The organism is Clostridium sp. AF02-29, assembly GCF_934835585.1.
GTDB lineage: Bacteria > Bacillota > Clostridia > Lachnospirales > Lachnospiraceae > Otoolea > Otoolea fessa.
On sequence record NZ_CAKVZK010000008.1, the window covers coordinates 22,868 to 41,628 of the forward strand.

The following is an 18,761-nucleotide window of genomic DNA, read 5'->3' on the forward strand; positions in this document are numbered from 1 at the left end:
CGCTCCGGCTGTTTCTGGTTTTACGTATTTCAATTCAAGAGCTTTTTAGGAGGAACTGGAAGTGGGATTTGTAGACTATGAGGTAGACGGACACGTCGCAGTCATAACTATTAATCGTCCGAAGGCACTGAACGCGTTAAACGAGGATGTGCTGAAGGATATTGAAGCTGCATTTGATGCAGTAGACCTTTCCGAAATTCGTGCAATTATCCTGACCGGCGCAGGAGAGAAATCTTTCGTAGCCGGTGCTGACATCGCTGCTATGAGCGTGATGACCAAGGAGCAGGGCGAGCACTTCGGTAAATTCGGCAACGATATTTTCCGCAAGATCGAAACTTTCCCGGTTCCGGTTATCGCGGCAGTAAACGGTTTCGCACTCGGCGGCGGCAACGAGCTTGCCATGAGCTGTGATATCCGTATCTGCTCGGACAATGCATTATTCGGACAGCCTGAAGTAGGTCTTGGTATCACACCAGGCTTCGGCGGTACACAGAGACTCGCACGTCTCATCGGACCGGGCAAGGCAAAAGAGATGGTATTTGCGTCCCGCAACATCAAAGCGGACGAGGCATACCGTGTCGGACTTGTAAATGCTGTTTATACACAGGAAGAGCTGATGCCGGCTGCGAAGAAGCTGGCAGGCGCTATCGCAAAGATGGCTCCGATCGCTGTCAGAAACAGCAAGAAGGCGATGAACGACGGACTTCAGACTGATATGGATCAGGCTATCGTGATCGAGGAAAAACTATTTGGTGGATGCTTCGAGACAGAAGATCAGAAGAACGGTATGCAAGCATTCCTTGAGAAACGGAAAGTGGAGCAGTTTAACAATAGATAGTTAGTTAAATTATAGTTGTATAATTTCAGGAGGATTTGTCATGAAAGTTGGTATTATTGGTGCAGGAACCATGGGTTCCGGAATCGCTCAGGCATTTGCCCAGGTAGATGGATATGAAGTATGCCTGTGTGATATTAACGAAGAGTTTGCTTCCAACGGCAAACTGAAAATTTCCAAGAACTTTGAGAAGAGAGTAGCAAAAGGAAAGATGGCAAAAGAGGATGCAGACAAGATCCTTGCCAGAATCCATACCGGCGTTAAGACTATCTGCAGTGACTGCGATCTCGTAGTTGAGGCAGCAATCGAGAACATGGAGATCAAAAAACAGACCTTCAAAGAGCTGGCCGCTATCTGCAAGGCAGACTGCGTATTCGCTACCAACACATCTTCTCTGTCCATTACTGAGATCGGTGCAGGTCTTGACCGCCCGGTTATCGGTATGCACTTCTTCAACCCGGCTCCGGTTATGAAGCTGGTTGAGGTTATCGCAGGCTTAAACACTCCGGCAGAGATTGTTGACAAAGTTAAGAAGATCTCTGAAGAGATCGGCAAGATCCCGGTACAGGTAGAAGAGGGCGCTGGTTTCGTAGTAAACCGTATCCTCATCCCGATGATCAACGAAGCTATCGGTATCTACGCTGAGGGCGAGGCTTCTGTAGAGGGTATCGATACCGCTATGAAGCTGGGTGCTAACCATCCGATGGGACCGCTTGAACTGGGCGACCTGGTAGGTCTGGACGTTGTTCTGGCTATCATGGAAGTACTTCAGTCTGAGACTGGTGACCCGAAGTACCGTCCGCAGCCGCTTCTTAGAAAGATGGTTCGCGGCGGCAAGCTTGGCCGTAAGTCTGGCGAAGGCTTCTACAAGTACAACTAATATGTATATAAGTCTGGCTTCTTGACCAGATAAAAACATAATAGAGTACCAGATTTTTAAGAACCGCAACGGGGCGGCGCTTAAAGCCGCCTCTTAAGCGTATATAAGAAAATGATGGAGGAATAGACACATGGATTTTACATTAAGTAAAGAGCATGAAATGGCGAGAAAGTTATTCCATGACTTCGCCGAGAACGAAGTAAAACCTTTGGCACAGGAAGTTGACGAGACAGAGCACTTCCCGGAGGAAACCGTTAAAAAGATGCAGAAGCTTGGCTTCATGGGCATCCCGGTTCCGAAGGAGTATGGTGGACAGGGCTGTGATCCGTTAACATACGCTATGTGCGTTGAGGAGCTTTCCAAAGTTTGTGGTACTACCGGCGTTATCGTATCTGCACACACATCTCTGTGCTGCGATCCGATCCAGACCTTCGGTACTGAAGAGCAGAAACAGAAATACCTGGTTCCGCTTGCTAAGGGCGAGAAGCTTGGTGCTTTCGGTCTTACTGAGCCGGGTGCTGGTACAGATGCTCAGGGTCAGCAGACCAAGGCTGTATTAGACGGCGACGAGTGGGTATTAAACGGCTCCAAAGTTTTCATTACTAATGGTAAAGAGGCTGACATTTACGTTATCATCGCTGTAACAGGCGTTGTTGAAGTAAAGGGCAGAAAGAAAAAAGAGATCTCTGCATTTATCGTAGAGAAAGGAACTCCGGGCTTCACCTTCGGTACCAAAGAGAAGAAGATGGGTATCCGTGGATCTGCTACATACGAGCTGATCTTCACAGATTGCCGTATCCCGAAAGAGAACCTGCTTGGCCAGAAGGGCAAAGGTTTCCACATCGCTATGCATACCCTGGATGGCGGACGTATCGGTATCGCTTCCCAGGCACTTGGTCTTGCAGAGGGCGCTCTTGAGAGAACTGTTGATTATGTAAAAGAGAGAAAACAGTTTGGTCGTGCTATCGGTCAGTTCCAGAACACTCAGTTCCAGCTGGCAGATATGGCTACCAAAGTTAAAGCAGCTCAGCTCCTTGTTTACAGAGCAGCCGTTGCTAAGAAGACACAGAAAACCTATTCTGTAGAAGCAGCTATGGCTAAACTGTATGCAGCAGAGGTTGCTATGGAAGTTACAACCAAGGCTGTACAGCTTCACGGTGGTTACGGTTACACGAGAGAGTACGACGTAGAGCGTATGATGCGTGATGCTAAGATCACTGAGATCTACGAGGGTACATCTGAGGTTCAGAGAATGGTTATCTCCGCTGATCTGTTAAAATAATTCAGTCTGCAGAGAAATCAGAACAATCTCAGTCCTAGAGAAAAAAGAAAAAAATAAGGAGTGAAAATACCGTGAAAATTGTAGTTTGTGTAAAACAGGTTCCGGATACCAAAGGCGGAGTTAAATTTAACCCGGATGGTACTCTTGACAGAAGCGCAATGCTGGCAATCATGAACCCAGATGATAAAGCAGGTCTGGAGGCAGCGCTTCGCTTAAAAGATCAGTATGGTGCAGAAGTTACCGTAGTTACTATGGGTCTTCCGAAGGCTGAAGAGGTTCTTCGCGAGGCTATGGCTATGGGCGCAGACAATGGTGTTCTTGTAACTGACCGTGTACTTGGTGGTGCAGATACCTGGGCTACTTCCCAGACAATCGCAGGCGCACTTCGCAACCTGGATTATGACTTAATCATTACTGGCCGTCAGGCTATCGATGGCGATACCGCTCAGGTAGGTCCGCAGATCTCCGAGCACCTTGGCCTTCCGGTAATCAGCTACGCTCAGAAGATTCGTGAAGTAAACGAAGCTGAGAAATACATCGTAGTTGAGCGTCAGTATGATGATAGATATCATGTAGTAAAAGCACAGCTTCCGTGTCTTTTAACCGCTCTTGCAGAGTTAAACGAGCCGCGTTATATGACTCCAGGCGGAATCTTTGATGCATATGCAAAAGAGATCACCGTTTGGGGCAGAAAAGATCTGAAAGATGTTGAGGATTCCAACCTTGGTCTGAAGGGATCACCGACACAGATCGCAAAAGCTTCCGATAAGGTAAGAAAGGGTGCTGGCGAGAAAGTAGAACTTGATCCGGCAGCTTCCGCAGATTATATCGTTGGCAAACTGGCAGAGAAACACATTATCTAATTATTTTATAGAAAAGAGTGGTGAATAAGATGAACAACTTAGAAGCATATAAGGGCGTATTTGTCTTTGCACAGCAGGTGGATAATGTTATCAGCAATATCGCTTATGAGCTGATTGGCAAAGGTAAAGAATTAGCAAAAGATTTAGGAGTAGAAGTAACCGCTGTTTTAGTTGGTTCTGACGTTAAGGGTCTTGCAGATCAGTTAGCAGAGTACGGCGCAGATAAGGTTATCGTTGTAGACGATCCGGAATTAAAAGAGTACCGTACAGAGCCGTACACACATGCAATCGCATCTGTTATCAAAGAGTTCAAACCGGAAATCTTCCTGATCGGTGCAACTGCAATCGGTCGTGACCTTGGTCCGCGTGTTTGCGCTAGAATCCATACAGGTCTGACTGCAGACTGTACAAAACTTGATATCGGCGATTTCCCGATGAATCCGGTTCCGGGTAGAGAGACAAAGCACAATCAGCTGCTTATGACTCGTCCGGCATTCGGCGGCAACACCATCGCTACCATCGCTTGCCCGGATTTCCGTCCGCAGATGGCAACCGTTCGTCCGGGTGTTATGCAGAAGGCTCCGAAGGAAGCTGGCAAAAAAGCTGTTGTTACTGAGTTCAATCCGGGATTCACAAAGAACAACAAATATGTTGATATTCTGGAAGTTGTTAAGGCTGTATCCAACACCGTTGATATCATGGATGCTAAGATCCTTGTATCCGGTGGCCGTGGCGTAGGCAGCCCGGAGAACTTCAAGATTCTGGATGATCTGGCAGAGGCTATCGGCGGTACCGTAAGCTGCTCTCGTGCAGTTGTAGATGCTGGCTGGAAACCGAAGGATCTTCAGGTAGGTCAGACAGGTAAGACTGTTCGTCCGAACGTATACTTCGCAATCGGTATCTCCGGTGCTATTCAGCATCTGGCAGGTATGGAAGAGTCTGACATCATCGTTGCTATCAACAAAGATGAGTCTGCTCCGATCTTCGATGTTGCTGACTACGGTGTAGTAGGTGACTTAAACAAGATCGTTCCGATGCTGACTGAGAAGATCAAAGAAGCAAAAGCAGCAGCTAAGAACAACTAATTAAAACAGGAAGAGAAATCTTCTTACCATATAGCAGTAGAGTTTTGTATGTTTTTCTCTGATAAATATATGAGACAGCGGCGGCTGGATGGATTTACTCCACCCAGTACTCCGCAGTCCCGTGCCAGCGAGTAAAGAGAACCCTGTTTCCGAGGTGATGAACCTGGGAGGCAGGGTTTTTTTGTTTCATAGGAAATTGCGTCCTATGAAACAAAAAACGCTCCGCGAGGATGCGCACTCGCGCGAAGCAGAAATATGTCGCAAGCGACCGCGCTCGGCGCGAGAATGTGCCAAGGCACATTCTTTATTCTGGTCAAAAACACTTGACAGATTAAGGGGGATTACCCGTATAATAGAGTGTCTGGAATATAGATATGATTTATCTGCTATATAAGAAAATACAGGTTACTGGGCACGTATGTGTGAACAGTAACAAATACAGGATGGTATGATTTATGTTATTTAGTTCCCTTGTGTTCCTATGGTATTTTTTGCCAGCGGTATTTTTGCTTTATTTTATAACGAAAAATCTGCATATCCGTAATGGCGTCCTTCTGGCTGCCAGCCTCTTTTTTTATGCGTGGGGCGAGCCGAAGTATGTGATTCTGATGCTTGTTTCGATCGGGCTGAATTATTTCTTTGGATTGTGGATTGGGAGGATGCAGAGTAAACACAGAATGCGCCTTGCTGTTACAACCTGCGTGTTTTTAAACCTCCTTCTGCTGGGCTATTTCAAATATTTTAACTTCGCAGTCGAGATTGCAAATTCTCTGTTAAGCCGCTTTGCGGGCGGCGCACATACCCTTTCTTTCCGCGAGATTGCTCTTCCGGTCGGAATATCCTTCTACACGTTTCAGGCGCTTTCCTACGTGGTGGATGTGTACCGGGGGACGATTCAGGCGCAGAAAAATATCTTTCATCTGGCGCTCTATATTTCTTTCTTTCCGCAGCTCATCGCGGGACCGATCGTCAAGTATCACGATGTCTGCGAACAGATTGGAAACCGGCAGTGTACGGCGGAGGGGATGGCGTATGGAATCAAGCGCTTTTCCTACGGACTGGCGAAAAAAATGTTGTTTGCTAATACCTTTGCGGCGACGGTGGACTGGATGATGGAGAAACCGCTGGCACAGCTGGGAACGGTCAATGCGTGGATGTTGGCGGTTTTGTACACACTTCAGATTTATTTCGATTTTTCGGGATATTCGGATATGGCGATCGGATTGGGAAAAATGTTTGGATTTGATTTTATGGAGAACTTCAATTATCCGTATATCTCTACCTCGATCCGCGAGTTCTGGAGACGCTGGCATATTTCACTCTCGACCTGGTTTAGGGAATATCTTTATATCCCGCTGGGCGGCAACCGGAAAGGGCAGGTGCGGACGTATATTAATCTGCTGATTGTCTTTTTTGCGACCGGGCTCTGGCACGGCGCTGGGGCAACCTTTATCATCTGGGGATTGTACCATGGGCTGTTTTTGGTGGTGGAACGCATGGGACTTGGGAAGCTATTGGAGAAGAACTGCTTCCGGGGACTGAATCACATCTATACGGCGTTGGTTGTAGTGGTTGGCTGGGTGTTCTTCCGCGCTGATACGCTGGCGGATGCGAAGGTGATCCTGCATCAGATGTTTACCTGGGAGAATGGCATCTATCCGGCGTCGCTGTTCGTGAATCGGAAGGTGATTTTTCTTGCGGTGCTGGGCGTGCTGCTTTCGGGCATCGTGCAGAGTATATGCCCGAAGCTGCGGGAGCATTTGTATGAGAAAGAGGTGACAAAGACAGTGGATATTGTGATTATGGCTGTGCTGCTGTTTTTGTGTACCATGTATCTCGTCAGCAGCACGTATAATCCGTTTATTTATTTCAGGTTTTAGATCCAGCCGCCGTCCAGTTGAATTATCTGTCCCGTTAAATAGGAGTCCTCGCTCCCCAGCTGGTATGCCAGTTTTCCGACTTCCTCGGCACGCCCCATACGTCCGGCTGGAATTTCTTCCAGCAGGGCATTCCGTTCTTCTTCATCGAGAAACTGGTTCATTTCGGTGTCAATAGCGCCGCAGGCGATCGCGTTGACCTGGATGCTGCTCGGCGCAAGTTCCTTCGCGAGGGCGCGCGTCATGGCGTTGATGCCGCCTTTGGTGGCAGAATAGGCGACTTCGCAGGAAGCGCCGCAGACGCCCCAGACGGAGGAAATATTGAGAATGCGTCCCGATTTGCGTGACACCATCATCGGAACGGCGAGGCGGCAGCAGTTGAAGACGGAGGTCAGGTTGGTATTGAGAATGTGGTTCCACTCGTCCGGCGTCATATCCTGGAACAGACCGATGTAGGAAATCCCTGCATTGTTGACGAGGACATCCAGGGAACCGAAGCGCTCCCGGATCGCGTCAAACAGGCGGGAACAGCTCTCAAAATCGCCCGCATCGCCCATCCACGCAAGGCAGGAAACGCCCAGCGCTTCGATTTCGCGCTGGGTCTTTTTTAATTCTTCTTCCCGCCTCAGGCAGGTAATCACGACATCCCAGCCATTCCTGGCGTAGGTTAATGCAATCGCTTTCCCGATTCCGCGGGAAGCGCCGGTTACGAGGATAGTTTTATGATTCATGGCAGTAAACTCCTTATATGCGTATATTTGATTGAATTATAGCATGTATTTAAAATTCATGAAATAGTTTCATTTTTCCGCCTGTCATAAAATCGTAAGAAATTTTCATCCATTTTTTGCTGTTCTGAGTGTTTTACAGCATTGTATGAAAGTGCCAAAATGTGTTATACTAAAACCAAATGGATCTGACACAGCGATAGAGCGGATCAATTACCGAACAGATTCGGAAGAAAGGGACTGTATACCATGTATGATATAATAATCATTGGTTCCGGACCAGCTGGCTTGAGTGCGGCGATTTATGCACAGCGGGCATGTCTGGACACGATTGTGATAGAGAAGAATGGAATCAGCGGCGGACAGGTGCTGAATACCTGGGAGGTGGACAATTATCCGGGATTTCCGGGTGTGACCGGCTTTGAGCTTTCCAGACAGTTCCGGGAGCATGCAAACAAGCTGGGAGCAAGAGTTGTACAGGATGAGGTCGTGCAGGTCGAGCTTTCAGGAAATGTGAAGAAAGTAGTCTGCGAGGAAGAGACGTATGAGGCACGCTGTGTGATTCTGGCATCCGGAGCACATCACAGGACGTTGGAGGTGCCGGGAGAAGAGGAACTTCGCGGGGCAGGCGTTTCATACTGCGCGACCTGCGACGGGGCATTTTTCCGGGGAAGGACGGTTGCCGTTGTGGGCGGCGGCGACGCGGCGCTGGAAGATGCAATTTTTCTTGCACGGATGTGTGAAAAAGTATATATCGTCCATCGCAGAGACAAGCTTCGCGGGGCAAAACGGCTGCAGGAGCGCTTACAGGCGCTTGAAAATATTGAATTTGTCTGGAACAGCGAGACGGTTGCGATTGAAGGGAACGCTCAGGTGGAGGCGTTGCGGCTGAGACAGACCAAAACCGGAGAAGAGAAGCGGCTGGACGTGGATGGTGTCTTTATTGCGGTCGGAATCGCACCGGAGAGTGAGCTGTATGCGGGTCAGTTAGAGCTTGATGAGCAGGGCTATATCCGGGCGGATGAGAGCGGTCAGACGAGCGTTCCGGGCGTATTTGCAGCCGGAGATGTCCGGACCAAGGCGCTGCGCCAGATTCTGACAGCGGCATCGGACGGTGCAAACTGCGTGGCATCTGCAGAGCGATATCTTCAGGCATAACTCATTTTTAACATAGAAGAAAACAGAGTAACTGTTTAGTAGGTCTGCGCATTTACTGCGCTGACCGTACGAAAACATGGGTCAGCAGGCAAAAATCCCATTGCCGTAGGCAATTTTTAATGGATTTTTGCGCGTGACTGTGAAGGTACTGAACAGTTACAGTTTGAGATAAAACGACGGAACAGAACGGACAGAAGAGTAGGAGGTTCTTATGAGAAAAACGCTGAAATTTCTGATAGCATCAGGAGCGTGCCTTGTGATGGTAGGGACGGGACAGATGAGCGCCCAGGCGGCGATGAATCTGGAGACGGATGCCCCGGTCGCTGGTGCGTCAGTGGCGATCAATAATTACTATGCGAGCAGCTTGAACCCGGAAAAAGAGCTGGCGGAGGCATTTGTTTCTAAAGAAGTTCTGGCAGTGGCGGGAGCCGGTCAGACGGGCGTGGCAGGCGGCGCGCAGACAGCCAAACCGGCACAGGTGGCAGCAGAGACGAAAGCCCAGCCAAAGGAGACAACTGGCGAGACTGAGGCGGTTGTCCGCGCGATGTCCAAGTCGATCTACGATAATATCGCGATTTCCCGTGTGACCAATTATGTCAATGTTCGCGCACAGGCGAGCACAGGCAGCGAGGTAGTCGGAAAGATTTACAATAACTGTGCGGCGACAATTCTGGATACGGTGGACGGCGAGGGCGGCAAATGGTACCATATCCAGTCGGGTTCCGTGACCGGTTATATTAAAGCACAGTATTTTGTGACCGGCGAGGAGGCGTCCAAGATTGCCAGGGAAGTCGGCACAACCTACGCGAAGGTTACAAATACCTCTACGCTTCGCCTGAGAGAGACGCCGAGCTTAGAGGGCAAGACGCTGGATCTTCTTTCTGCCGATGCAGAGTATGAGGTGATCGGAGAAGAGGGCGATTTTGCCAAGATTTCCGTCGATAATGATCTGGTCGGATATGTGTATAAAGATTATATTACGACACAGGTAGACTTTAAGCAGGCAGTTTCCGTAGCTGAGGAACAGCAGCAGAAAGCGGAAGAAGAAAAACTGAAACAGGAAGCGAATGCGGCGATCGAGAACCTGGAACAGGTAAAGAAGAAAGCCGAGGAAGAGTCGAGGGCAGCGGAAACCACGGCAGCGGCGAAGGAAACCACGGCAGCTGCCAAAGAGACGACCAAAGCATCGGAGACTTCCTACAGCGGAACAATAGAGGCGAATCCGAGCGAAAGCAAGGCAGCTGAGACGAAAGCGGCAGCCAAGGAGACGACAAAGGCAGCTGAGACGAAAGCGCCGACTACCGCGGCAGCGACGAAAGCGACCACTGCAAGCGGCGTTGGACCGGGCGGTGGACCAGGCACAGGCGGTACGTCCTCTTCTGGAAATGAAGTAACAAATGCTACCCGTTCTGCGGTTGTGGCATATGCAAAGCAGTTCCTTGGAAATCCGTATGTATACGGCGGAACCAGTCTGACAAACGGCGCGGACTGTTCCGGATTTACAATGAGTGTATTTGCACATTTCGGTATTTCAACCGGACGAAGCTCGAGAGATCAGGCGGCAAAGGGCAAGGAGGTTGCGGTCAGCGCAGTACAGCCGGGCGATCTGCTTTTTTATGCGAGCGGCAATTATATCAATCACGTAGCACTTTACATAGGCAATGGACAGGTTATCCACGCAAGTACGGCAAAGAGCGGCATCAAGATTTCGCCGTCCAACTACCGAACACCGTGTAAGGCAGTTTCATTCTTAAATTAGTAAACGCAGATAAAGGAGTATATCGGTTCTTACGGAGCGATTTCATATCCGTAGGGCGCGGTGGGAATACCGCAAAATTACGTTGCCAGCGGGGCAGAAGATTTCTGATCGGTGAGACAAGCAATTTTGCGGTATTTTTTCATTTTCATAGGAAAATGTGTGCACTCGCGCGAAGCAGAAACATGTCGCAAGCGACCGCGCTCGGCGCAAGAATGTGCCAAGGCACATTCTTTTTCATAAAAAAGGAGAAAAATCATGGCAGAATTAAGAGAACTTTCTGTAAACCAGTTTGTAGAAGAAACTGCTTCGAAGGCGTCTGTACCGGGCGGCGGAAGCGTGTCGGCGATGGTGGGGGCGCTGGGTGCGGCATTGATGGAAATGGTGGCAAATCTGACGATCGGAAAGGAAAAATATGCCGGGGTGCAGGCGGAAATGCAGGCGCTGGCAGCTGAGGGCGCTGCGCTGCATGAGGAGCTGCTGGCAGGGATCAAAAAGGACAGCGAATCGTTCAATGGATATATGAGAGCGCTGAAGCTTCCGAAGGAGACGGAGGAGGAGAAAAAAATCCGCACTGCCGCCCTGCAGCAGGGGTTAAAAGAGGCGACCGAAGCGCCGCTTGCGATTGCGGAGTCAGCGGCAAAGATTTTTCCGATGGCGGAAGCGGTCGTAAAGAGGGGCAATAAAGGTGCCGTTTCCGACGGTCTGATTGCGGCGATGTTAGCCCGGACAGCGGTTGTGGGTGCGCTCTTTAATGTGAAGATCAATCTGGCATCGATCAAGGACGAAAGTTATGTATCCGAACTTGAGAAAAGAGTAGAAAAACTGGAATCGGATGCAATTTTTTGTGAAAAATCAATTTTGTGTCTTTCCAAATTGTCAGACACAGTATATAATAGATAACATTCACAGCCTTTCCGGGAAATTCACAGGGGGGGGGATCTTCTTTACAGAAGATAAAGCAGATAACATTCACTGTGTGAAAACTTCCGGAACAGGCAAAACCGCAAAAACAGGGAGGTACAGGAGTAATGATGACAGATATTGAGATTGCACAGGCAGCGAATCCACTGAAAATCGGTGAGATTGCACAGGCGGCAGGCGTAGACGAGAAGTATCTGGAGCAGTATGGAAATTATAAGGCAAAGGTTGACTACAATCTTCTGAAAGAGACCGAGGGCAAGGATGGAAAACTGATTCTGGTGACCGCGATCAACCCGACTCCAGCCGGAGAAGGAAAGACCACGACCACGGTCGGTCTGGCAGACGGATTGAAACGTCTTGGCAAAAAGGTAACCGTAGCGCTTCGTGAGCCGTCGTTGGGACCGGTCTTTGGTGTCAAAGGTGGTGCAGCTGGCGGCGGATATGCACAGGTCATTCCAATGGAGGATATCAACCTCCATTTTACCGGTGATTTCCACGCGATCGGCGCAGCAAACAACCTGCTGGCAGCGATGCTGGACAATCATATCTATCAGGGCAATGCACTCCGCATCGATCCGAAGCGCATTACCTGGAAGCGTGTTGTCGATATGAATGACCGTCAGCTTCGCAACATCGTAGATGGTCTGGGACGCCGCGTGGATGGCGTGACCCGTGAGGACGGATATGACATCACGGTTGCCAGCGAGATCATGGCAGTTCTGTGCCTGGCACGCAATATTACGGATCTGAAAGAACGCCTTTCCAAGATTATTGTAGGTTATACCTATGACGAGGAACCGGTCACTGCCGGTGATCTGAAAGCAGCGGGCGCGATGACGGCTCTTTTAAAGGATGCCCTGAAACCAAACCTGGTACAGACCTTAGAGCATACACCGGCATTTATCCACGGCGGTCCGTTCGCGAACATCGCGCATGGATGTAACTCCGTCATTGCGACAAAGATGGCATTAAAGCTGGGTGATTACACGATCACAGAGGCTGGCTTCGGCGCTGACCTGGGTGCGGAGAAATTCCTGGATATCAAGTGCCGGATGGCAGAGCTGAAACCGTCGGCGGTCGTTGTAGTAGCGACGGTACGTGCCCTGAAGCATCACGGCGGCGTGGCGAAGGCTGACTTAAACGCAGAGAATCTGGAAGCACTGGAGAAGGGACTTCCGAACCTGATGCAGCATGTAGAAAATATTACCAAGGTATATGGACTTCCGTGTGTCGTAGCGATCAACCGCTTCCCAATGGATACCGAGGCAGAATTAAAGCTGATCGAGGACAAGTGCCATGAGGTCGGTGTCAATGTAGCTCTGTCCGAGGTATGGGCGAAAGGCGGAGAAGGCGGCGAGGAGCTGGCAAAAGAAGTCATCCGCCTGTGCGAGACTGAGAGCGAGTTCCACTACTGCTACGAGACCGATACAACGATCGAGGAGAAACTGGATGCGATCGTGAAGAAGATCTACCACGGCGATGGCGTTGTACTCACGGATGCAGCAAAGAAGCAGGCAAAACGACTGACTGAGCTTGGATTTGGTAACTATCCGATCTGTATGGCGAAGACGCAGTATAGCTTTTCGGACAATGCGAAGCTGCTTGGCGCACCGAAGAACTTTACGGTAACTGTCCGCAACCTGAAAGTATCCGCGGGTGCAGGCTTCATCGTAGCGCTGACCGGCGACATCATGACGATGCCAGGACTTCCGAAGGTGCCGGCGGCAGAGAAGATCGATGTCGATGAGAATGGACGGATCACGGGTCTGTTCTAAGAAAAGAAATAGGATATGAATGGAACTTAACACAACGCAAAAAGGGGAACTGCCACATGGCAGCTCCCCTTTTTGCTAGGAAACTTGTCTACTTATAGTACGAAGCGATGAATTAAAATTCTGGTTCGATCAATCCGTAGGTGTTGCCTTTACGTTTGTAAACAACATTGACCTGCTCGGTCTCGGAATTCAGGAATACATAGAAACTATGTCCTAAGAGTTCCATCTGTACACAAGCCTCTTCCGGATCCATCGGCTTCATAGCGAATTTCTTTACTTTGACGATATCTACTTCGTCGTTGGAATCATATTCTTCGTTTATGAAGAGGTCAGAGAATGCAACGGCTGCCTGTTTCTTGTCTACGATTTTATTCTTATATTTTTTGAGCTGACGCTCGATGATTTCTTCTACCAAATCAATCGATACATACATATCGTTGCTTTCCTGTTCTGCACGGATGATGGTGCCTTTGACAGGGATGGTAACCTCGATCTTCTGACGATCTTTCTCAACCGTAAGTGTGATATTCACTTCCGTGTCCTGATTGAAGTATCGCTCTAACTTTCCGATCTTCTCCTCTACAGCTGCTTTTAACCCCGGGGTAACATTGATATTTCTTCCAGTAATCTTATAACGCATAATCATCGCTCCTTTTTATTGGGATGGCTATAGTATACCACTTTTGGATGTTAAATTCAACCTTTTTCGCAAAATTGTCAACACAATTAATTGAAAAACAGGTCGAAATACTGTGTCGTTTGATTTTTCATGAATTGCTGTTGTTTTATAAGGGATTTGCGCGCGGTTTGTGCGGCGGACAATGAAATATGAAAAAAGAGTCTTGCAGGATAGGGCAGAATGGGTGTGTTTTTGCAACAGAAAAAGGTCGAAAAAGCTAGAAAAAACGGGGGTTTGGAGGCAATGCAAGGGTTCTTCATTTGTCAATAGATCTGCTTGTATTTTTGGAAGAAATATGCAAGTTTATGAGATCTGAACAAAAAAGAAATCAAAATGCGCCGGGGAAAATGGGGGCTTCGTGAACAGACGGAAATTGTGGATAATGTGGATAAGTCGGTGCAAAACTCCATTTTCCCTAAAAAAGGGAAAAAATGGGTGTGCAAAACTTATCCACAAAACTGGGGACAAAATGTGGATAATGTGGACAACAAGAAAGTCGAACATATATTTTGTGCAACTTGTCTGGTTTACCATAAAGTTGGCGGGCTGGCAGAAGAAAAAACGTTTTACCTGGATAGGCAGGGAGGCGGCGTTTTACAGCAGGTTCCTTTGTTCGTGTATGGAGGGTCTTGTTTTATGGCTGGGATTTTCCGGGTACGGCAGGTTCGGCTTATCTTAGCCGGGCGCGTGCGCAGAATAAATGTAAAAAAATCATGAAATCATTGAATAAAATCCCTGTTAGTGTTAGAATAAATAAGATTGTATAACTATACCTATATGATCTTTTCGATCTAAAACACATCATACATTGAGCTATAAAAACGAAAAAAGAACGAGAAAGCAAGAAATAGGAGAGAAAAGCATGAATCTGATAGAGAAAGTGTTTGGTACCCACAGCGAACGCGAGCTGAAGCTGATCCGCCCGATTGTGGATAAGATTTTAGGTATGCGCGAGCAGATGGTTGCCTTATCGGATGACGAACTGCGCGACAATACGCGCAAGTTCAAAGAGCGCCTTGCAAACGGCGAGACGCTGGACGACCTCCTGCCGGAGGCATTTGCAACCGTGCGTGAGGCGGCGAGACGGGTATTAAATATGGAGCATTACCCGGTTCAGCTGATCGGTGGTATCGTCCTGCATCAGGGACGTATCGCAGAGATGCGTACTGGTGAAGGTAAAACCCTGGTTTCCACCGCACCGGCGTACTTAAATGCGCTGGCTGGAAAGGGCGTATTTATCGTTACCGTCAATGACTACCTGGCAAAACGAGATGCAGAGTGGATGGGCGAGGTTCACAGATTCCTCGGTCTGACTGTCGGCGTGGTTTTAAATTCAATGAATTCCGACGAGCGCCGGGAAGCTTACAACTGTGATATTACCTACGTTACCAACAATGAGCTTGGTTTCGATTACCTGCGTGACAACATGGCGATCTACAAAGAGCAGATGGTTATGCGGAATCTGGACTATGCGATCATCGATGAGGTCGATTCCGTCCTGATCGATGAGGCGAGAACCCCGCTTATCATTTCCGGACAGAGCGGCAAGTCCACGAAGCTCTATGAGGTGTGCGATATTCTGGCACGTCAGTTGGAAAAGGGCGAGGAATCAGCAGAATTTTCCAAGATGGCAGCCATCATGGGCGAGGAGATCGAGGAGACTGGCGATTTCGTAGTCAATGAGAAAGATAAAGTAGTCAACCTGACCGAGGCTGGTGTGAAGAAGGTTGAAGATTTCTTCCACATCGAGAACCTGGCGGATCCGGAGAACCTGGAGATCCAGCACAACATCATCCTGGCACTGCGTGCCAACTACCTGATGTTCCGCGATAAGGACTACGTGGTAAAAGATGACGAGGTTCTGATCGTCGATGAGTTTACCGGACGTATCATGCCGGGACGCCGTTATTCCGATGGTCTCCATCAGGCGATTGAGGCGAAGGAGCACGTACATGTGCGCCGTGAGAGCCGCACGCTGGCAACCATTACCTTCCAGAACTTCTTCAACAAGTTCAACAAGAAGGCTGGTATGACCGGTACGGCACAGACCGAGGAGAAGGAGTTCCGTAACATTTACCAGATGGACGTTATCTCCATCCCGACGAACCGCCCGGTACAGCGTATTGATTACGAGGATGCGGTTTATAAGACGAAAAAAGAGAAATTCCATGCGGTTGTCGAGGAAGTGGCAGCAGCCCATGAAAAGGGACAGCCGGTTCTGGTTGGTACCATTACGATCGAGACTTCCGAGCTTTTGAGCAAGATGCTGACAAGACGCGGCATTCCGCATAAGGTATTAAATGCAAAGTTCCATGAGCTGGAGGCTGAGATCGTAGCAGATGCAGGTATCCACGGTGCCGTTACGATCGCGACTAATATGGCAGGTCGTGGTACGGATATTAAGCTGGATGAGATTTCCAGAGAACTGGGAGGCTTAAAGATTATCGGTACAGAGCGTCATGAGTCCAGACGTATTGATAACCAGCTGCGCGGTCGTGCCGGACGTCAGGGCGATCCGGGTGAATCACGTTTCTACCTGTCCCTGGAGGATGACCTGATGCGTCTCTTTGGTTCAGAGCGTCTGATGAATATGTTCAACGCGATGGGCGTACCGGAGAATGAGCAGATCGAGCACAAGATGCTTTCCAAGGCGATTGAGAAAGCACAGATGAAGATTGAGACCAACAACTACGGTATCCGCGAGAACCTGTTAAAATACGACGAGGTTATGAACGAGCAGCGTGAGGCAATCTACGCAGAGCGCCGCCGTGTACTGGATGGCGAGAATATGCGTTCCGTTATCATGAAGATGATCACGGATATCGTAGAAAACGCCGTAGATATGTCCATCTCTGATGAGCAGGAACCGGCTGAGTGGGATCTGTCCGAGTTAAATTCCCTGCTGCTTCCGGTTATCCCGTTAGAGCCGATTCAGCTGACGGAAGACCAGCAGCATATGAAGAAAAATGAGCTGAAACATATGCTCAAAGAGGCGGCAACGAAGCTTTATGAGACACGCGAGGCAGAGTTTACAAGCGCGGAACAGGTACGCGAGATGGAGCGCGTGATCCTTCTGAAAGTGGTTGATGCAAAGTGGATGGCTCATATCGACGATATGGATCAGCTGCGCGAAGGCATCGGTCTGCAGGCATATGGTCAGAGAGACCCGCTGGTTGAGTATAAGATGAGCGGCTATGAGATGTTCGACAGCATGACGGCAGCGATCCGTGAGGATACCGTCCGTATTCTGTTCCACATCCGTGCAGAGCAGAAGGTCGAGCGTGAACCGGCTGCCAAGGTAACGGGAACCAACCGTGACGACAGCACCGTGCAGGCACCGAAGAAGCGTGAGGAGAAGAAGATTTACCCGAACGATCCGTGCCCATGCGGTTCCGGCAAGAAGTACAAACAGTGCTGTGGACGGAAGCTGTACGCGAAGAATTAATAGATGAAAGAAGGCAGGCTGCCGTGATTTTGCAGCAGTCTGTGCAGAAAATTCCCGAAACTATGGCGAAATACCTGGTTCCGGGAATTTTTCCAAATATAAAAAAGAGTTACGGTCTATATGTGTGTGATCCGTAACAAAATATAACTGAAAGAATGCTGAACCGTTGAGGAAAATGGCAGCAGATAGATGAGAATGGAGAAGGTGAGAGCATGGTTGAATTAGATCAGTTTAAGTATACATTATCAACCTACGATGAGACGCTGAAAGAGGTCAAGGATTCCCTGGATCTGGAAAATAAGGAGCGCCGCATCACGGAGCTTGACAAATCAATGGAAGAACCGGGCTTCTGGGATGATCCGGAGCGCTCGACCAAGACGGTCCGTGAGGCGAAAAATCTCAAAGATACCGTGGATGGCTACAAGCACCTTGAACAGCAGTATGAGGATATCCAGGTCATGATCGAGATGGGCTATGAGGAAAATGACCCGGCGATGATTCCGGAGATTCAGGAGATGTTAGATGAGTTCGTCAAAGAGCTGGAAGAACTCCGCACAAAGACACTCCTGTCCGGCGAGTACGACGGCTGCAACGCGATCCTCAAGCTGAACGCGGGCGCGGGTGGTACCGAGGCGATGGACTGGTGCAGTATGCTGTATCGTATGTACCAGCGCTGGGCGGACAAAAAGGGCTTTACGACCGAGGTGCTTGATTTCCTGGATGGCGACGAGGCGGGACTTAAGTCCATCACACTGCAGGTCAACGGCGAAAATGCCTATGGCTACCTGAAATCGGAGAAAGGCGTCCATCGTCTGGTCCGTATTTCCCCGTTCAACACGGCTGGCAAGCGTCAGACCTCGTTCGTCTCCTGTGATGTCATGCCGGATATTGAAGAAGATCTGGATGTGGAGATTAATCCGGACGATCTGCGGATCGATACCTATCGCTCGAGTGGTGCCGGTGGACAGCATATCAACAAGACGTCCTCCGCGATCCGTATCACGCATCTGCCGACTGGTATCGTCGTACAGTGCCAGAATGAGCGTTCCCAGTTCCAGAACAAGGACAAGGCGATGCAGATGTTAAAGGCAAAGCTGTACCTGCTCAAACAACAGGAGAATGCCGAGAAGTTGTCCGACATCCGCGGCGATGTCAAGGACATCAACTTCGGAAACCAGATCCGTTCCTACGTTATGCAGCCGTACACGCTCGTCAAGGATCACCGGACGAACGCTGAAAATGGCAATGTGAACGCGGTGATGGATGGAGATATTGATCTGTTTATCAGTGCGTATTTAAAGTGGATCAGCCTGAAAAACCAGAAGACAGAAGAGGCGTAAAAGAAGATAAATCAGCCTGGATTGGCGGCACAAAAGTTTGACAGAGAAGAAAACACTCTGTCGAGTGCCGTCAGTTCAGGCTGTTTTTTTACAGATACAATTCGATTATTATGAAAAAAATAGATTGCAGAGTG

15 protein-coding genes are annotated in these 18,761 nt (G+C 49.1%); 13 read left to right on the forward strand and 2 right to left on the reverse strand.

Translation table 11 applies throughout. The annotated features are described in order from the left end of the window. The first annotated feature begins 61 nt into the window (after positions 1-61). The 6 genes from PUQ60_RS03525 (at position 62) to PUQ60_RS03550 (ending at position 6,825) form a co-directional block, all read left to right on the forward strand. Positions 62-838 carry an enoyl-CoA hydratase-related protein gene (locus tag PUQ60_RS03525; RefSeq protein WP_022358585.1) on the forward strand — a complete coding sequence of 259 codons (777 nt, stop codon included), beginning with the start codon at positions 62-64 and terminating at the stop codon, positions 836-838. A gap of 40 nt (positions 839-878) precedes the next feature. After that, positions 879-1,715 (forward strand): 3-hydroxyacyl-CoA dehydrogenase NAD-binding domain-containing protein, encoded by an 837-nt coding sequence (locus PUQ60_RS03530; RefSeq protein WP_273379186.1) that lies wholly within the window; start codon positions 879-881, stop codon positions 1,713-1,715. Between the two features lie 130 nt (positions 1,716-1,845). Further along, the gene (locus PUQ60_RS03535) at positions 1,846-2,997 is read left to right on the forward strand and encodes an acyl-CoA dehydrogenase (protein WP_107001362.1); all 1,152 of its coding nucleotides are present in this window, start codon (positions 1,846-1,848) and stop codon (positions 2,995-2,997) included. Positions 2,998-3,068: 71 nt separating this feature from the next. Beyond that, the gene (locus PUQ60_RS03540) at positions 3,069-3,860 is read left to right on the forward strand and encodes an electron transfer flavoprotein subunit beta/FixA family protein (RefSeq protein ID WP_022360638.1); all 792 of its coding nucleotides are present in this window, start codon (positions 3,069-3,071) and stop codon (positions 3,858-3,860) included. A gap of 29 nt (positions 3,861-3,889) precedes the next feature. Next, positions 3,890-4,945 carry an electron transfer flavoprotein subunit alpha/FixB family protein gene (locus tag PUQ60_RS03545; RefSeq protein WP_022360637.1) on the forward strand — a complete coding sequence of 352 codons (1,056 nt, stop codon included), beginning with the start codon at positions 3,890-3,892 and terminating at the stop codon, positions 4,943-4,945. A gap of 506 nt (positions 4,946-5,451) precedes the next feature. After that, a complete protein-coding gene (locus PUQ60_RS03550; protein ID WP_337955608.1) occupies positions 5,452-6,825 on the forward strand; it encodes an MBOAT family protein in 1,374 nt (457 codons plus the stop codon). On the opposite strand, the gene PUQ60_RS03555 is transcribed toward PUQ60_RS03550, so the two are convergent. Further along, complete coding sequence (locus PUQ60_RS03555; protein WP_118629342.1) at positions 6,822-7,553, reverse strand: SDR family oxidoreductase; 732 nt, start codon at positions 7,551-7,553, stop codon at positions 6,822-6,824. The genes PUQ60_RS03550 and PUQ60_RS03555 overlap by 4 nt on opposite strands. Positions 7,554-7,790: 237 nt before the next feature. On the opposite strand from PUQ60_RS03555, the gene trxB reads away from it, so the two are divergent. The 4 genes from trxB (at position 7,791) to PUQ60_RS03575 (ending at position 13,163) form a co-directional block, all read left to right on the forward strand. After that, the gene (gene trxB / locus PUQ60_RS03560) at positions 7,791-8,708 is read left to right on the forward strand and encodes a thioredoxin-disulfide reductase (protein ID WP_273379235.1); all 918 of its coding nucleotides are present in this window, start codon (positions 7,791-7,793) and stop codon (positions 8,706-8,708) included. Between the two features lie 211 nt (positions 8,709-8,919). Further along, the gene (locus PUQ60_RS03565) at positions 8,920-10,467 is read left to right on the forward strand and encodes an SH3 domain-containing C40 family peptidase (protein WP_337955591.1); all 1,548 of its coding nucleotides are present in this window, start codon (positions 8,920-8,922) and stop codon (positions 10,465-10,467) included. A 255-nt stretch (positions 10,468-10,722) separates the two neighbouring features. Beyond that, positions 10,723-11,367, forward strand: coding sequence for a cyclodeaminase/cyclohydrolase family protein (locus PUQ60_RS03570; RefSeq protein WP_273379194.1), 645 nt, complete (start codon positions 10,723-10,725; stop codon positions 11,365-11,367). A 128-nt stretch (positions 11,368-11,495) separates the two neighbouring features. Then, positions 11,496-13,163 (forward strand): formate--tetrahydrofolate ligase, encoded by a 1,668-nt coding sequence (locus tag PUQ60_RS03575; RefSeq protein WP_118652079.1) that lies wholly within the window; start codon positions 11,496-11,498, stop codon positions 13,161-13,163. Positions 13,164-13,275: 112 nt separating this feature from the next. Here PUQ60_RS03575 and raiA read toward each other — a convergent pair whose 3' ends face one another. Beyond that, positions 13,276-13,803: a ribosome-associated translation inhibitor RaiA gene (raiA, locus tag PUQ60_RS03580; protein WP_022360630.1), complete on the reverse strand. Its 528-nt coding sequence runs from the start codon at positions 13,801-13,803 to the stop codon at positions 13,276-13,278. Positions 13,804-14,175: 372 nt separating this feature from the next. Here raiA and PUQ60_RS03585 point away from each other — a divergent pair, with 372 nt between their 5' ends. The 3 genes from PUQ60_RS03585 to prfB all read left to right on the forward strand — a co-directional run bounded on the left by PUQ60_RS03585 (position 14,176) and on the right by prfB (position 18,627). After that, positions 14,176-14,559, forward strand: a complete 384-nt coding sequence (locus PUQ60_RS03585; RefSeq protein ID WP_273379196.1) for a hypothetical protein — start codon at positions 14,176-14,178, stop codon at positions 14,557-14,559. Between the two features lie 145 nt (positions 14,560-14,704). Then, a complete protein-coding gene (gene secA, locus PUQ60_RS03590) occupies positions 14,705-17,287 on the forward strand; it encodes a preprotein translocase subunit SecA (protein WP_022360628.1) in 2,583 nt (860 codons plus the stop codon). Positions 17,288-17,499: 212 nt separating this feature from the next. Continuing rightward, complete coding sequence (gene prfB / locus PUQ60_RS03595) at positions 17,500-18,627, forward strand: peptide chain release factor 2 (RefSeq protein ID WP_273379198.1); 1,128 nt, start codon at positions 17,500-17,502, stop codon at positions 18,625-18,627. Positions 18,628-18,761: the final 134 nt, after the last annotated feature.

Excerpts from the sequence above, each read along its gene's own strand:
- PUQ60_RS03530 (WP_273379186.1), top strand. The coding sequence starts at position 879 with ATGAAAGTTGGTATTATTGGTGCAGGAACCATGGGTTCCGGAATCGCT.
- PUQ60_RS03535 (WP_107001362.1), top strand. The coding sequence starts at position 1,846 with ATGGATTTTACATTAAGTAAAGAGCATGAAATGGCGAGAAAGTTATTC.
- PUQ60_RS03545 (WP_022360637.1), top strand. The coding sequence starts at position 3,890 with ATGAACAACTTAGAAGCATATAAGGGCGTATTTGTCTTTGCACAGCAG.
- PUQ60_RS03555 (WP_118629342.1), bottom strand. The coding sequence starts at position 7,553 with ATGAATCATAAAACTATCCTCGTAACCGGCGCTTCCCGCGGAATCGGG.
- PUQ60_RS03565 (WP_337955591.1), top strand. The coding sequence starts at position 8,920 with ATGAGAAAAACGCTGAAATTTCTGATAGCATCAGGAGCGTGCCTTGTG.
- PUQ60_RS03570 (WP_273379194.1), top strand. The coding sequence starts at position 10,723 with ATGGCAGAATTAAGAGAACTTTCTGTAAACCAGTTTGTAGAAGAAACT.
- PUQ60_RS03575 (WP_118652079.1), top strand. The coding sequence starts at position 11,496 with ATGATGACAGATATTGAGATTGCACAGGCAGCGAATCCACTGAAAATC.
- raiA (WP_022360630.1), bottom strand. The coding sequence starts at position 13,803 with ATGCGTTATAAGATTACTGGAAGAAATATCAATGTTACCCCGGGGTTA.
- PUQ60_RS03585 (WP_273379196.1), top strand. The coding sequence starts at position 14,176 with ATGCGCCGGGGAAAATGGGGGCTTCGTGAACAGACGGAAATTGTGGAT.
- secA (WP_022360628.1), top strand. The coding sequence starts at position 14,705 with ATGAATCTGATAGAGAAAGTGTTTGGTACCCACAGCGAACGCGAGCTG.
- prfB (WP_273379198.1), top strand. The coding sequence starts at position 17,500 with ATGGTTGAATTAGATCAGTTTAAGTATACATTATCAACCTACGATGAG.